The organism is Lactobacillus gasseri ATCC 33323 = JCM 1131 (assembly GCF_000014425.1).
GTDB classification, from domain to species: domain Bacteria; phylum Bacillota; class Bacilli; order Lactobacillales; family Lactobacillaceae; genus Lactobacillus; species Lactobacillus gasseri.
Genome location: NC_008530.1, coordinates 1,000,415 through 1,016,942, shown reverse-complemented (window position 1 = coordinate 1,016,942; position 16,528 = coordinate 1,000,415). Strand labels below are relative to the sequence as shown.

12 protein-coding genes are annotated in these 16,528 nt (G+C 32.3%); 5 read left to right on the top strand and 7 right to left on the bottom strand.

All coding sequences use genetic code 11. The features are described from left to right. Positions 1-3 precede the first annotated feature (3 nt). Positions 4-1,059, top strand: a complete 1,056-nt coding sequence (locus tag LGAS_RS04985; RefSeq protein ID WP_003647290.1) for a carbamoyl phosphate synthase small subunit — start codon at positions 4-6, stop codon at positions 1,057-1,059. Between the two features lie 3 nt (positions 1,060-1,062). Then, positions 1,063-4,227 (top strand): carbamoyl phosphate synthase large subunit, encoded by a 3,165-nt coding sequence (locus LGAS_RS04980; protein ID WP_011678896.1) that lies wholly within the window; start codon positions 1,063-1,065, stop codon positions 4,225-4,227. An 86-nt stretch (positions 4,228-4,313) separates the two neighbouring features. Here LGAS_RS04980 and LGAS_RS04975 read toward each other — a convergent pair whose 3' ends face one another. Then, positions 4,314-6,005 carry an Rqc2 family fibronectin-binding protein gene (locus LGAS_RS04975; RefSeq protein ID WP_003647292.1) on the bottom strand — a complete coding sequence of 564 codons (1,692 nt, stop codon included), beginning with the start codon at positions 6,003-6,005 and terminating at the stop codon, positions 4,314-4,316. A gap of 188 nt (positions 6,006-6,193) precedes the next feature. On the opposite strand from LGAS_RS04975, the gene LGAS_RS04970 reads away from it, so the two are divergent. From LGAS_RS04970 to LGAS_RS04960, 3 genes are all read left to right on the top strand, one after another. Next, positions 6,194-6,604, top strand: a complete 411-nt coding sequence (locus LGAS_RS04970; protein WP_003647293.1) for a MarR family winged helix-turn-helix transcriptional regulator — start codon at positions 6,194-6,196, stop codon at positions 6,602-6,604. Between the two features lie 115 nt (positions 6,605-6,719). Beyond that, on the top strand, positions 6,720-7,607 hold the full coding sequence (locus LGAS_RS04965) for a DegV family protein (protein ID WP_003647294.1): 888 nt from the start codon (positions 6,720-6,722) through the stop codon (positions 7,605-7,607). Between the two features lie 84 nt (positions 7,608-7,691). Then, positions 7,692-8,777 carry a hypothetical protein gene (locus LGAS_RS04960; RefSeq protein WP_003647295.1) on the top strand — a complete coding sequence of 362 codons (1,086 nt, stop codon included), beginning with the start codon at positions 7,692-7,694 and terminating at the stop codon, positions 8,775-8,777. 62 nt (positions 8,778-8,839) lie between these two features. Here LGAS_RS04960 and LGAS_RS04955 read toward each other — a convergent pair whose 3' ends face one another. The 6 genes from LGAS_RS04955 to LGAS_RS04930 form a co-directional block, all read right to left on the bottom strand. Further along, complete coding sequence (locus LGAS_RS04955) at positions 8,840-9,730, bottom strand: LysR family transcriptional regulator (RefSeq protein ID WP_003647296.1); 891 nt, start codon at positions 9,728-9,730, stop codon at positions 8,840-8,842. A gap of 69 nt (positions 9,731-9,799) precedes the next feature. Then, on the bottom strand, positions 9,800-10,870 hold the full coding sequence (xerS, locus tag LGAS_RS04950) for a tyrosine recombinase XerS (RefSeq protein ID WP_003656212.1): 1,071 nt from the start codon (positions 10,868-10,870) through the stop codon (positions 9,800-9,802). 1,336 nt (positions 10,871-12,206) lie between these two features. Next, positions 12,207-12,905, bottom strand: a complete 699-nt coding sequence (locus LGAS_RS04945; protein ID WP_003647298.1) for a YoaK family protein — start codon at positions 12,903-12,905, stop codon at positions 12,207-12,209. Between the two features lie 67 nt (positions 12,906-12,972). Further along, entirely contained in the window at positions 12,973-13,560 is a 588-nt protein-coding gene (locus tag LGAS_RS04940) for a peptidylprolyl isomerase (RefSeq protein ID WP_003647299.1), read from the bottom strand. A gap of 61 nt (positions 13,561-13,621) precedes the next feature. Further along, complete coding sequence (gene recQ, locus LGAS_RS04935) at positions 13,622-15,415, bottom strand: DNA helicase RecQ (RefSeq protein WP_003647300.1); 1,794 nt, start codon at positions 15,413-15,415, stop codon at positions 13,622-13,624. 73 nt (positions 15,416-15,488) lie between these two features. Continuing rightward, on the bottom strand, positions 15,489-16,424 hold the full coding sequence (locus LGAS_RS04930) for a manganese-dependent inorganic pyrophosphatase (protein ID WP_003647301.1): 936 nt from the start codon (positions 16,422-16,424) through the stop codon (positions 15,489-15,491). Between the last annotated feature and the right edge of the window lie 104 nt (positions 16,425-16,528).

The following is a 16,528-nucleotide window of genomic DNA, read 5'->3' as shown; positions in this document are numbered from 1 at the left end:
TTTATGAGACGATATTTAATTCTTGAAGATGGCACAGCATTTTCCGGACACGGTTTTGGTGCACCGATTACTGCTACAGGTGAACTTGCCATTCAAACTAGTAATTTTGGCTATCAGGAAGCTATTTCAGATCCTGCTAATTTTGGTAAAATCTTAGCTTTTACAACACCAATGATTGGTGGTAGTGGTATTAATGCTATCGATTATGAGTCAATCGATCCAAGTGTGCGTGGAATAATTGCTAATGACATTGCTTTTCATATTTCTGCAAATCCAACTTTTCAAGACTTAAATGATTTTTTAAAAGAAAAAAGAATACCGGCAATCTATGGTGTTGATACACGGGCGTTAGTTCAAAAGCTAAAAAATAAACAAGTAATCAAAGCCTCCATTATGGATACTGATGATGCTCATGCGTTTGATCAAATTAAGGCGCTAGTTCTGCCGAAAAATAAAACAGCTCAAATTTCTACTACTCATCCCTATGCTGCACCAAATGTTGGTAAAACTGTTGCTGTAATTGATTTAGGTCTAAAACATTCATTGCTACGATCCCTTTCATTACGCAAAATTAATAGTGTTGTTTTACCATACAATGCATCAATATATGACATTATCAATTTACGAGCAGATGCAATTGTGATTTCTAATGGACCAGGTAGGGTAGAAGAAGTTGCACCTTTTTTGAAGCCTGTTTTTGATAAATTTTATGGAAAATTACCAATTCTAGGAATTGGATTAGGCTTTCTTGCCATTAGTAATTTCTTAAATTTAGAACTTTTAGACTTGATTCCTGCCTATAATGGCAGTAATTTCCCCGTTATTGAGCAAACTAATAATCGAATTTGGCAAACTGCAATGAATATTGATCAGCTAGTTGTTCCAGATAGTTTATCATTAAATCTTTCACGTAAATATTTTGACTTGAAGTCAGATTTATTAGCTGGTTTTAGTATTAAAGACGATAAAGTTTTGGCAACTGCTTTTAATCCAGAGGGTTCGCCAGGTAATTTTGACGCAGCCAGCATTTATGATCAGTTTTTGAATATGATGGAGTAGAATATGCCTTTACATAATGAAATTAATAAAGTTCTTGTGATTGGGGCCGGGCCAAGTATTGTTGGAGAAGTTACAGAGTTAGATATTTTAGCTAAACAGGCTTTAGCTGCATTTGAAGAAAGTAGTATTCAAGTTGTTCTAATCAATCCTAATCCAGCAACAGTAACAACTGATCCTCGTCCAGATGTAAACGTTTATCTCGAGCCAATGACGCTTCCTTTTGTGAAGCGTATTATTCGAATGGAAAAGCCAGATGCAATTATTCCAGCTTTTGGAGGAAAGCCTGCCTTAAGGCTTACTAAAGAGCTATTAGAATCCGGAATTTTAACTCAAATGAATATTGAGCTATTAACTATTAATAGTTTGGCTTTAAGTTTGTCGACACCGCATAATTTTTATACTTTTCTTAAGGCAAATAAGATTGCTGTAGCAAATCAATGGATTTTAGAAAAAGAAGACGATTTAAGACGCATAGTTGAACATGCGCACTTTCCACTTCTTTTGTCAAAAAAACAGCATTATCGTCCAGACAATATGATTTCATTGAGCAACCTAACTCAATTAGAGCAATATTTTTTAGATGAAGAAAATGACGATCATTTTAATTGGAAAGATTATCGATTAAGTGAAGATCTATCTAATTGGGAAGAATTGATTTTTGATATTGTCCGTGATAATAATGGCAATTTTTGTTTCGTTGGCAATACCGGCAGTTTGGAGCCGGTGGGTATCAATTCTTCTGATTCCTTACTAGTTACGCCTATTTTAACTAGGAATAACAATCAGATCCAGAGATTGCGAAATTGTTGTCGCAAAATTGCCAATTGCCTTAACTTGCATGGTGCATTAAGTATTCATTTTGCTGTTAAACAAAGTGGTGAATCTTTTAATTATAAAGTGTTAAGTATAAAGCCACGCCTGACTCAAACTAGTCTACTTTCATATAGAAGCGGTGTTTATTCGATTGGCTATGTAACTGCCAAAATTGCACTTGGATATAATTTAAATGAAATAACTGATCCACAGTCTGGTATTTCAGCGGCAGTTGATCCAGTACAAGACGCTTGCTTTGTAAAATTGCCTTATTGGTCATTTACTGAAGCAGGTTATAATCACTATGCTTTAAACAATAAAACTACTTCAGGTGGACAAGCACTTGGAATAGGTCGTAATTTCGAAAGTGCATTTTTAAAAGCGCTACAATCAACAACTGGTTTTTCTAATAATGTAACAACTTTCAATAAAGAGTGTGCTAAAAGTGAAGAACAATTGCTGCAAGATTTAAGCCATCCTAATGAAATGCATTTAGTAACACTTTTAGCAGCTTTAGCTAAAGGAATTAGTTATCACAAGTTATACAAACTTTTACATGTTCATTTAGTATTTTTGCAGAAGTTTAATCATATTTTGATTTTATTAAAAAAGTTGCAAGCGGATGAACTAACTCCTGACTTATTACTTAAAGTAAAAAAGAATGGTTTTTCTAATCGCTTAATTGCTGAAATTACGGGACAAGAAGAAAAGGCCATTGCTAATCTATGTACAAAATGGTCAATTCAGCCAAGCTATATTGAAATTGATGGAACAGCAGGATTAATACATCCTAATATTAAGGCAGTTTATAGTAGTTACGGAATTGAGGATGAAGTAAAACCATTATCTAATTCAAAAAAATGCCTTCTTTTAGGGCTAAAACCATTTCAGGTATCTTTAACTGGGGAATTCGACTATATGCTCTATCATGCAGCAGAAACTTTGAAAGAGCAGGGAATTAGTCCAGTGATTATTAGTAATAACCCTGAAAGTGTGAGTGCAGCTTATGATGTATGCGACCGGGTTTATTTTGAACCAATTACTTTAGAAAATATTTTAGACGTCGCTTGGAAAGAAAATATTACTAAAGTTGTAACTCAATTCTCTGGTAAACAAATTAACCAGTATCGGATTCAGCTTCTAGAACATGGGTTAACGATTTTAGGGCAGCCTAATTTGAAAGAAATTCTAAAAGAAGACCATGCTGAAGAAGTATATCAATCTGGGGTTAATCCTGTTCCAGCTCTTCAATGTGATAATGAAAAAAGTATTTTTGCTTTTGTAAAAGACAATGGTTTTCCAGCTTTGATCGGTGGTACCAGCAATGGTAAGAAACAAAAGTCCGCTGTTGTTTTTGATTTACCTGCCTTACAAAGATATATTGCTGAAAATTCATTGGAACATATAACAGTTTCCAAGTTCATTGAAGGGAAAAAATACGAAGTCACAGCTATTTCTGATGGTAAAAATGTTACTATTCCAGGAATTATTGAACATTTCGAACAAACTGGATCACATGCTAGTGACTCAATAGCTGTTTATCGACCACAAAATTTGTCAACAAATGATCAACGTAGATTACGTGATAGTGCAATTAGCATTGCAACTAAATTACATTTAAGAGGACCAGTTAATTTACATTTTTTATTAGCTCATGATCAGATATACTTATTGCAAATGAAGAGTTATTCAGGGCATAATGTAGCCTTTTTAAATAAAGCTTTGAAGAGAGATATTACTGCAATTACCATGAAAGTTCTCTTGGGGAATAAACTATCTGAATTAGAATTACCTAGTGACATTTGGCCATCAAATAACTTAATTCATGTCAAAATGCCTGTATTTTCTTATTTATCTTATCAAAGTGAGAATACCTTTGATTCCAAGATGAAGACGTCTGGAAGTGTAATTGGACGTGCTAAGCATTTACCAACAGCCTTATTTAAGGGATATGAAGGTAGTGATTTAATGATTTCGACATATGGGACCGTATTTATTTCTGTTAAGGATTCTGAAAAGCGAAATGCAATTAAAATAGCTGCAAGGTTCCATCAGTTAGGATTTAAATTATTAGCTACTGAAGGGACAGCTAATGTTTTAGCTGAAGAAGGTATTACTACTGGAATTATCGGAAAAGTCCAAGAGGGTAGCAATAGTTTGCTAGAAAAAATTAAGCAACACCGCATTAATTTAGTCATTAACGTTACTAGTTTATCCGATTCTGCTAGTCATGATGCAATTATGATTAAGGATGCCGCTTTAAGTACTCATATTCCTGTCTTTTCTAGTTTACAATCGGCTCAAGACGTACTAACAGTGCTTGAAACCTTAGCAATGACTACACAGCCATTATAAAATTAAATATTATTAATTATGTAAACTGATGGGTATATAAAAACGCTCAATTTATAGAAAATTAAATCTATAAGTTGAGCGTTTTCTTATATTTTTTTACTTAAAACATCTTGTTCATCAGGTGTTACCTCAATTGAATTTTGACCAGTATAGATAACGAAGCCGGGTTTAGCACCATTTGGTTTCTTAATCCTTTTTACCTGAACATAATCTACAGGAACATGACTTGAAGTTTTTCCCTTTGAAAAGTAGGCTGCAATTTCAGCAGCTTCTTTAATGTCTTCATCGCTTGGATTGCTGTCTTGCAGTATTACATGGGAACCAGGCATATTCTTAACGTGGAACCAATAATCACGTTTGTCAGACTTTTTTAAAGTTAACCAATCATTTTGATAATTATTTTTTCCAACTAATACTTTTTTACCATCATTCAATTTGAAAGTATTCAAATTCTTTTCACTAATTTTCTTCTTGCGTCGACGATTATGGGTTTGTTCTTTCAAATATCCTTGATTAATTAATTCATCACTTATTGCATCAATATCTTGAGGATCGGCATTATCAATTGCTGTTTGAATAGACTCAAAATAATCTAAATTTTCATTAGCTAACTTTATTTGTTCGTTAACATGTTTAATTGAATTACGTAATTTTTGATAACGAGTAAAGTATTTCTGAGCATTTCTAGCAGGAGAGAGAGCAGGATCAAGCTTTATTTTTAATGGTTGATTATTTTTATAATAATTGGGCAAATCAATACTTTCCATACCAGGTTTTACCTCATGAAGATAAGCATTAAGTAATTCGCCCTTAATCCGATATCCTTCAGAATTTTCAGCTTGATCTAATTGCTTGCGTAACTTAATAATTTTTTTCTTGAGCTTTTTAAGTTCATTATTAACGATATTTTCAATTTTTTTAGACTTTTGCTTTACCCATTCCCGATTCGCTTGCTCGTGGTAAAAATCATCAAGTGTTTTGTTGATATCGTCATTAGAGTAAATCAAATTTAACTCAAGATGATAGGGAAGGTAAGTATATACTCGATCTTTATGCTTAGTAGTCTGTAAGATATATCCTTTAGGTCGATTAAATTGGTTAAAAAATGTTTGCAGGGAACTATAGGTAAAGTCATCTTCTAGATATCCTGCAAATTCTTTTTTATCATCCCCATCTAAGCCGTTAAATTGCTTTACAAAATCCATTGGTTCAGGATATTTTGTCTTTAAATTATTAAACTGATCTAAAGATAAATTAAAACCGTTGAGTCCTGGTAAAAGTGGTGGCAATTCATAAGATGCATGCGGAAGTAATAAACGAGCCCGGTTTTCATCAGGATTGATCCTCTTAAGTAGATCAATAATCTTGTTGTCATCTGCATTATATAAGATGACATTACTGTGCCGCCCCATTAACTCAACTGATAAAATAAGCTGCATTTCATCGCCCAGCTCATTTCGATTAGAAAAATGAAAATTAACAATTCTTTCTACGTCGACTTGCTTAATTTCTTGAAGAATAGATCCTTCTAAGTATTTACGTAGGACCATAACAAAAGTAGGGGCGACATCGGGATTAGTAATTGTCTCAGTTGTAATATAAAACCGCGGATTCTGGGCATTCGCGGAAATTAATAAACGTTGGTTTTTTCGAACTTTTCTAAAATTTAAAACTAAATCTTGTTCGAATGGTTGATAGATTTTTGTAAGTTTTCCTCCAATTAAAGTGGGGGAGAGATTTTTTAAGAGACTATGAATAAATAAACCATCAAAAGCCATAAGTGTCCTCCTTAAGAATAGTATATATATTATACTCTTTAATACTATATATTTCCTTGTTTAGTAAGTACGTGATTTTTTCACAAATATTGTTAAATTTTCACAAATCTTGTGAAAACTCGAATTATGTCTTAGAATTATTGTTGATTAGAAAAAATGGGAAATATAAGCATAGGTGGTAAATAAAAATGGATGTCTTAATATTTAATAGTGTTAGTGAAAGTATTAAGCGGGCAATTAATAAAAAATGTGGTTTAAACCTTTCTCAAACTCGTTTATTGCTTTTCTTTGACCGTCATCAAAATGAAACGTTGACGATGGGGGAATTAGCACAAGCACTAAGTATATCGCTTTCTACCTTAAGTAGACAAATTAAGCAGAAAAAAACTGCTGCCTTAATTAAAGTTGAGCGTTCAAAGAAGGATTCTAGTAAATCTTTGAATTTGAATGCTGAAGGACTAGCCAAAGCCCAAGAATTAAAGGATGTTTTAAGACAAATTGAGGCACAAGTTTTTTCTACTTGGAGTCAAGAAAAAATCCAAGATTTTGATAGTAAGATGCAAATAGTTGTTAACAACTTAATGGCAGATGGGTTATAAATCAACGATTATATTTAAAAAACATTTGATTTTATGATATAATTTCATTTTGATAAGTAGTATTGCAGCATGCAACTTAATGCTGCTATTTTAATTTTAAGGTAGGTTTTCACACGTGAAGATAGCACTCATTACAGATAGTACTAGTGATATAAGCCCAGAAGAAGCCAAGGCCAACGATATTACTGTAGTACCAATCCCAGTTATCATTGGAGATAAGCAATATATGGATGGGATAGATATTACTGCAGAAAAACTTTTTGAGTTAGAGCGCGATGGAGCACCTTTTCCGAAGACTTCGCAACCTAGTCCAGGTACTATGCTTGAATTATGTCAAAAATTAAAAGATGAAGGCTATGAAGCAATTATTGCTATTCCACTAACATCAGGTATATCAGGCTTCTACAACAGCTTAGTTAACTTAGCACATACTCATCCTGAGTTTAACCTTTACCCTTATGATCCAGCAATGACAGTTCGTTCAATGGGAAACTTAGTACTTGCTGCTGCCAAAATGATTAAAAATGGTTGGGAACCTAAAGAGATTTTAGCTAAACTTGATGAAATCAGAGATACAATTGATGTTTTATTTGTTGTAGATGACTTAAATAATTTAGTTCGTGGTGGTAGATTAAGTAATGCGAGCGCCTTTATTGGTACTATGCTTCAAATTAAACCACTATTAACGTTTAAAAAAGATGATTATCAAATTGTAAGCTTTGATAAAGTACGTTCGATGAAACGTGCAGTAAAGAAAGCAGAAAACATCACTATTGAAAGAATTAATAATTCACCAATTAAAGATAATATAGCGTTAACTGTTTATAATTCAAATTATTTAGAGCAAGCTACTAAGGTTAAAGATGATTTTCAAGCCGCTTTCCCTAATATGACCATCAAAATGTTCAATTTTAGTTCTGTGATTGCCACATATTTAGGAGAGAAATCTCTTGGTATTACTTGGATGGCAGACATTGATAAAATGGACTTTAGTAAAAAATAATCATATAAAAAATAGGAGAGCTAGAGCTGCTTTCCTATTTTTTAATAAATAAAGAAAAAACTAAAGTGAGAGTGAACTAAAGTAATGAAAAATAAATTTTTAAAAATATTAGGATTAGTTGCTGGTGTAGGATTTGCATTAGTTATAGTCTTTCAAGTGATTTTAGCGATAAATACGAACGCTATTAAAAATTCTAGTCCCGCAACTGTTAACTCTGCTACAAGTAACAGTAGTGATAAAGAAATTATTGCTGAAGCACTAAATACTGATTTTAAGAGTTACAAATTTAAAGTAAAAAATTCACCAGGAATTGAAGCCACTAGAACTTGGTCAGGCAAATATCAAAATGATCCACTTAAAGCACAAGCTAAAGTAGATAAAACTTCTATGTGGCTAAATGAGGATAAAGTATATCAGAAGATGTGGGATAATACTGGAAGTCCAAAATGGAAGGCTTCATCTACAATGACGCCTAACAAAGTAGTTAGCCAGTTTGATCCAGCTATTATCTTAAGTGGAAGTAAAGCAATTAAAGGTGATATGAAGCTTAAAAAAACAGGTTCTGTTTATCGTGTTAGCTATAGTGGTAATAGTTTACGTTTCTGGAATAAAACCCACAAAAAGCTCATTAAAAAACTGAAAGGTAATGCTTCAGGTCTTGATAACGAAGGTGCGCTTAAACGACTTAAAGTTGAATATACTTTAAAAGAAAAAAGTGGACACCTAGTTTTGACTAGCTTTTCATTCTATTTACGCTTTGCCTATGCTGGTTATAATATCTCTCAAGAGGGTACATATTCAGAAATCAATGCAATTAAAGTAAGCACTCCTAACGCATTAAAATCGAAGTCTTCTACCAAGAAGAGTCATAGAGTGTACCATCCAAAAGCTGATGATAGTTTTGATATCAATATAGACTCAGAAAATTCACGTTCTTCTCAATCTAGTCAATCAAGTTCAAGCTCAAGTAGTCAGCAATCTAGCTCATCACAAAGTAGTAAATCTGAAGAACATAATGATGCTAAGCAAGAGTCGCAAAGTCAAAGTAATACAACAAGCCAGTCAACAGACAATAAAGAATCTAATCAACAGTCGCAAAATAATAATACGAATAATCAACAAGGACAAAATCAAAATAATCAGCAGCCCGCATCAGGTCAGAGTCATTAGAAATAGATAATTTAAAAAGCTTTGAAAAATCCAATTTGGAATTTCAAAGCTTTTTTACTGGACTAAACTAGTTTTTCATTTTTTATAGAATTACGTAATAATTTAAGAAATAAACGCGCAACGTTTGATAGTTGAACTCTTGAATTCCAAATTAACCGATTATGATCAATTATTTTGGGTTGAAGTGGAATAAAACAAAGGTTGCTCTCCGGAGAAAGTGAAAGTAAATCTTTATAAATTAGTAGGCAATATGGTCCTTTTTCTACTAGATATTGCAGATTATCAGGTAAATTAAATGTGGCTACGATATTTAATTTTTGCGGATCAGTACACCAATCTCTAAAGTTATCAGAATTAGCTGTATGCTTAGAAATAATAAGTGGATATTTTTGAAGGTCTTCAGGGACAATATATGGTTGCTTGGCAAGAGGATGATCTTTACTTACAATTATTCCATATTCATTATTTTCAGGAAGTGTAAGGCTATTAAAGTTTTGAGTCGTATCATATTGTCCCATTGTAATTCCAAAGTCTAAAATACCACGCTCAATTTTCCCTTCGATCATAGAAGAATTCCCATTAAAAACATGAATTTTTACTTGATGATAATTTTTAACAATATTATTTACAATATCCATCACACGCTTAATTGCAATACTTTCTCCAGCTCCAATATATAATTCACCAGAAATGATTTTAGAATGTTTTAAATTTTGTTGTGTCTTATTAGCTAAAGAAATAATCTCTTCAGCATGTTCTTGAAGATAATAACCTTCCTGGGTTAACGTGATTTCTTGATGCCCTCGGTAAAACAGGGTGACACCAAGTTCTTCTTCTAGATTTTTTAACTGTCTTGATAAGGATGGTTGACTAATATGAAGAGAATTTGCAGCTTTTGATATATTTTTTTCTTCGCAAACAGCCAGAAAGTATCTTAAAACCCTTAACTCCATAAATGATGCCTCTCATTTTTAATATAAACTATCCATACTTATTATAATTAAAATAGTACTATACTTAAATTAATCTTGATTCTTATGTCTATTGATCTTATTGAGAGCATCTTTTTGTTTTTTTTGATCTACGTGAGTATACAAGTCAGTAGCCGTAGTTCCTTTTTGCCCTAGTTGTTGTGCAACGAGAACTTGATCTTTAGTTACTTCGTACAGTTCACTAGCCAAAGTATGGCGCAATTTGTGCGGGGTTAGCGGTTTTCCAAAAGCAGCAGAATATTTATTGACCATTTTCTCAACAGCATTCGCAGTCATTCTTCTGGTTTTTCCATGCCATCTAGTTAAAAAGAAGGCTATATCGTTTTTATTTGCATGATAACGATCAGTACGTATTTTTTGATATTTTTTTAAATAAGGAATAGTCCAGTCAGCAATTGGAACACTATCTTTTTGGCCACCTTTTCGAACTACATCAAGCATTTCATCTTTTAAGTTAATATTACGAACGTTGACACCAACGCATTCTGAAACTCTGATTCCCGTACCTAAAATTAATGCAATAATAGCTATATCACGTTCATGATTCTTTTTGAAAGAAGGTAGCGACTGTTTATTACATTTATGCTCGTATTCATTTTCAATAAAATCTAAAAACTGATATTTTAAATCACCCATGTACATATGAGATTCTAGAACATGAGCCCGGTAATTCAACGTTTTAGTGTCATTTAATGAATCAATTTTTAGCATGACATTACGATCAAAATATGGTTCTCCATGATTGTTGTCTGAAGTAATCGTTAAGAATTTATATAAAGAACGAAGAGCATTAATTGATCGGTTAATTGTAGTAGGTGAATTTAATCGTCCTTGTTGATTTTTTGTGTGCTTAAGATAATGAATATAAAGCATAACATCATTTCGCTGCATGCCTTCTAGTGTTGATAGTTCAATTTCTTTATTGGAAGAAGCTGTAGATATTTTATTTTGTCTCAGCCAATCAAAAAAACGACGAATTTCTGTTAAATATTGGTATGTTGTGGTTAATGAATGGCTAGTGCCAAGATTATATTCTTTTACAAAATCAGGCATATTCGCCAGCTCTTGTTTAATTAGGGTTAAATATCTGTTAGTTTCCAATTTATAGTCTCCTCGAACGTAGGTTTGTATATATTATATCTTATTTAAGTAATTTAGTCTTGTCCCCTAATCTTTTCTAAGTAGGAGAGAGGGGAGAGTCTTCTTCGGTAAGAAAAAATTAATAAATCATAACCTAAAAAATGTAGAATTTAACCTATAGACGGTTAGGAAAAATAACTAAACTTTTCTTATGGAATGCACAATTCAAGTTGATTTAATAATTATTAAATTGAGAAGTTATTTTAAATTAGTTTTACTAATTTTACGATAATTAACGAGCTGATTATATACTTAAAAGTTGATTGAAGTAGTGTTTATGAGCTATATATTACTAATTGAGGCGTTATAAGTTTGTATAAAACTAAACACATTTTTTTGAATTAATAGGAGAGTAGGTTATTTATTTTTCAGTAAATATCAAGTAAATTCATGGGCACATTTTGGTTACTTTTTAGGTGAGATTTTGTCGTTCTCAGTATTTTGAAGACACTAATCAAGTGTAATTACTAAGATAAAAATAGAATTTTATAATAATTAAATGTAATGTATAAATATTGATATATCAGCAAATCATTGATATTTAGGGAGAGTCTCTTATACCTATCATTAAAATTATTGTTTTAATGATAGATCCATGCGTAATATTGATACTTCTAGCCTTGAGTCTTTGACAGGAAAATAAATTAAAATGCCCTCAATAGTAATAAAAAGTAATAAAATACGATGACCTAGTTTACTATGATTATGTTTTATTTCTTTTTCTGCCTTTTATTTTGAATACTTCTCGGTATTTTAAGAAATACTCAACTTGGTATTAAGTATATCTGAACTAACATAATCCAAGATTAAAAGCTTACTAGACTTAGATAGAAAAAAACATATCATGAATAAGAAGAGATGTACATCAACTATTAACCAATAATTATTTTAAAGACCATAGAAGCGTCATCTCAGCACTAAAGAAATTGCTTTTTAATAATCTAATATAATTAATTGGAAAAAACTTTTAGCTTAGATTTTTCAGGTAATTATAGATAAAAATAAAGTTAAGTAAAATTATTTCTGACTGTAAAAAATAGATTATGCATTCTAATTAGAATGCTACTAAATTTAAAAATAATTTTTTAAAGTAATATACGATACATATATAATTAGCTGGTTGATGGTTGGCTGTGGATCATAGTTTAACTACAAATGTGATATTTTTATATTACTTTACATAATATATATTACACGAAGTATATTCAAGATTAGCCAAGCTACTCTCCTTTATATTTTTTTAAGTAAATAAAAAACTTTGAGTTTCATTGTTCTCAAAGTTCTCTATCAATAATTATTATTCATTTTTAGAAAAAGATAGTTTTTTCCTTTTATTTAAAGAGATCGTATAAACAATATTGATTGCACCTAAAAGTAAAACAGCAAACCAAATAGTTTTTAAAACAAAGATCTTTTGTAGCAATGCTGATACAATTGCGCCAAGTGCAAATGCAATAACCAAAAACATATAGTTAACAGCCGCGTTATGCTGTGACTTATCCTCACCAAAGAAATATGCACTCCAAGCAACTACAGATTTTTTCAAGTTGCCAGTTGTAAATGCATTATTATACCCCATACCTTCAATTTTACTAAATGATGCATTCTGAACCGCTAAGCCAAACGCAATTACGGGAACTACATAGTAATTTGGTACGTTTTTAGGTACAAAACCAACTCCTAAACAAATAAATAAAATTGGAAATAAACAGAATACACGCCAATAATTACTTTTTACATATTTATGGAAAAGTCCAACAAGTAGCAATCCTAAGGTAAAAGCAATAAATGTTGTTGCCCTGTTTAACATGCCTGCAATATTATGATCAGCAAATGCTGATGCAAAGAAGATTACGTTACCTGTTTGTCCAGCAGATAAAGTATGTCCCCGTTGAATATAAGTATAGGCATCTATAAATCCCGCCGAAAAAGTCAATGCTGTAGCTAAAATACGTGATTCAGATGGACGATATTTTTCATCTGAAAATATACCCATGATTAACCTCCAAATTATAATGAAAACAAATTAAAAACATGATCAATTTAGACCATGTTTAAATTGTTTAATCTTCAATATGAATACTCTTAATGATTACATCTTCTTTTGGTTTATCATTTGCCTTGTCACGCGGAACCTTTGCAATTTCATCAACAACATCCATACCTTTAATTACTTGTCCAAAAACAGTGTGACGACCGTCAAGCCATGGGGTTCCGCCTTGTTTATATGCCTTAACTAATTCTTTTGGATAACCTGCAGCATCCATTTCTTTAATCATCCGTTTAGGTACATTCTTATTTTGAACAATAAAGAATTGGCTTCCATTTGTATTAGGACCAGAATTAGCCATTGAGAGCGCACCACGTACATTAAATAATTTGTTTGAAAATTCATCTTCGAAGGGATGTCCCCAGATACTTTCACCACCTGTACCGTCACCCTTTGGATCACCACCTTGGATCATGAAATCACTGATTACTCGATGAAAAGTAGTACCATCGTAATAGCCTTTTTTAGCTAAACGAACAAAATTTTCAACAGTCATTGGAGCTTCTTTTTCAAATAATTGAACTTCAATATCTCCATGATTAGTTTGAATTATAGCTTTTGGACCTTTCGCATTCTTTAGATCTAATTGTGGGTATTCCATGTTAATCCTCCTGAATTTATACTATTCTAGTTTATTCTACACTTTATTTAATTACACTTCATTAGTCTGTCTGTTCTTTCAAGTAATTTTTAATTGCAACTAACATAATTTGACCATAGGCTTTAAGCTTTGCTTGACCTACTCCCGAAATATTTAAAAGATCTGCTTGTGTTTCAGGCTTTTGCAGTGACATTTCTCTTAAAGACTTGTCTGAAAAGATATAAAAAGCTGGTATCCCCTGCTTTTTAGCCAAACCTAAGCGAATTTCTTTTAATCTAACAAACAGGTCATTTTCCTCTTTGGAAACTTGACTAGAAGTTTGAATTAACCTTTCTCTTTTTTTAGAAATTTTTTGAGTTACACGCTTTTTATTATCTAAGACGTCCCATCCTAAATTAGTCACATGAACTAATGGATACTGACTATCAGTTAGTTGTAAATAATTATGGCTAATTAGATAATTTATTAAATCTAGGATCTTAGTCTTTCCCAGCTTTAAACTACCATAATGTTTTAGATGAGCTGCATCAATTTCTCTCATGCGTTGATTATTTGCTCCTGAAACTACATCAGCAACCACAGTCTTACCAAAACGACCATCCAGTTCATAAATAGTTGAAATGATACTTTTACTTTCTGAAGTAATGTCTTTTTCAATAAAGGTTCCTAAACAGTTAGAACACTTGCCACAAGGATCACAGCTTTGCCCAAAATAGCTGACAATAAACTGTTGTAAACACTCTGTGGTATTTACATATTTAGTAATCATAGCTAGTTTTTGATATTGTATTTTTTGATACTCGTCATCTAAATCAGATTGTTCAATAAACCAGCGATAGAGTCGAATATCTTTAGGGTGATAGATTAATATCCCCTCACAAGCTTCACCGTCTCTACCTGCTCTGCCGGCTTCTTGATAATATGATTCTAAATTTGGTGTACTGTTAGCATGAATGACAAAACGAACATTTCTTTTGTCAATTCCCATTCCAAAAGCATTAGTAGCCACTATTACTTGTACTTTATCGAATTGAAAAGCATCTTGTACATCTGCCCTCTCTTTATTAGAAAGACCAGCGTGATAACTAGCTGTTAAAATGCCATTTTGAGCCAAATAGTCAGTTAATTCTTCAACGTGTTTTCTTGTACTAGCATATATGATTCCAGATTCATGGGGATGCTGTTTAATATAGTCTAAAAGATACAAATTAGTATTTTTAGGATTATCCACTACCTTGAAGCTTAGATTGGGCCTTGCAAATGAAGTAATAACATAATTGGCAGAAGGTATCTGCAATTGGTCAGCGATGTCTTTTTGAACTGAGGGGGTTGCTGTTGCAGTTAAAGCTAAAATATTCGGATTACTCTTAATTGATTTGACGCCATCCATTATTTGGCGATAAGCTGGTCGAAAATCATGTCCCCATTGTGAAATACAGTGTGCTTCATCGACTGCGACTAATGAAACATTTAAGAAGTTCAGCTGATAGCGAAAATAATTCATTGCTAATCGCTCAGGAGTTACATAAAGCAGCTTTATTTTTCCTTCATAGGCTTGCCTTAAAATTGGATTTACTTCTTCTTGAGGAGTCGCCGAATTTAGGGCTGCCGCATTAATACCATTTTGTTTTAATGAATCAATTTGGTCTTTCATTAGTGAAATTAAGGGTGAAACTACCAAAGTTAAACCAGGGTTAATTAAGGCAGGAATTTGATAACACAGCGATTTGCCTGCACCAGTTGGCATTACTGCTAGAACATTTTCTCCTTTAAGCACCAAATTAATAACTTTTTCTTGTCCTGCTCGAAAAGTTGTGTAGCCAAATACATCTTTTAATACTTGTAATGATTTCATTTTTCCTAGTTAAATAAAAAAACAAGTATGAAAGATCATACCTGTCTTTTCTAAAATTGAACTAAATAATAACTTAAGCCTCAAAAGCATTAGTTAATGGAGGAACAACTTGTTTCTTTCTTGAAACAACACCTGGCAATTTAACTTCTGAATCTGACAACTTAGTATTAAATGCTTTTTCAAACTTAGCTTTGGATTCATCACTACCTACTACTAAAGCTTCTGAATCTGAATCAAGAATATTAGTAATCAAAAGCATGAACATGTCGTAGCCTTCACTCTTAGAAGCTTCATCCATAGCCTTTAAGAAGGCTTCTTTACGTTCTAAGGCTTCTGGTAAGTCAACAACGTTAATTTGTGCTACACGAACATTGCTACCGTTTAATTCAAAGCTCTTAGCGTCTAAATCGATTAAGTCTTCTTCTGACTTATCAGCAATGTTAGTACCAGCTTTAAGCATCTTAAGACCATATTCCTTGTAATTAACCCCAGCGATATTAGCTAAAGCTTCTACGGCTTCCTTATCTTGATCTGTAGTAGTTGGTGATTTTAATAATAAAGTATCTGAAATAATAGCTGAAAGCATAATTCCGGCAATATCTTGTGGAATTTCAATTTCTTTTTCGTTGTACATTTGCCACATAATTGTACTTGTACAACCAACTGGAGCTGCACGGTAGTATAAAGGATCAGCGGTATTAAAGTTCATGATACGGTGGTGATCTACTACGTGAGTTACTTTAACCTTATCAATGTCAGAAACACTTTGTTGAGGTTCGTTGTGGTCAACAAGCATAACTGCATCAACTTCATTTGAGGCAGTTTTAATTACACGAGGTGCTGTAAAACCAAATTTATTTAAAGCATACTTAGTTTCATCATTAGCTTCGCCCAAAGCAACTGCTTCAGTATCGTAACCTAATTTGTTTTGTAAGTATGAGTATGCAATTGCAGTTCCGATTGCATCAGTATCGGGATTTTGGTGACCAAAAATCAATTCTTTTGCCATTATATAGAGCTCCTTTAAAATTATATCTATTTAATATTTTAGATTAAAATTTGAACTTAAGCAAATCAATCCAGTACTAAAAAGCATTGCTTTTAGTTATAAAA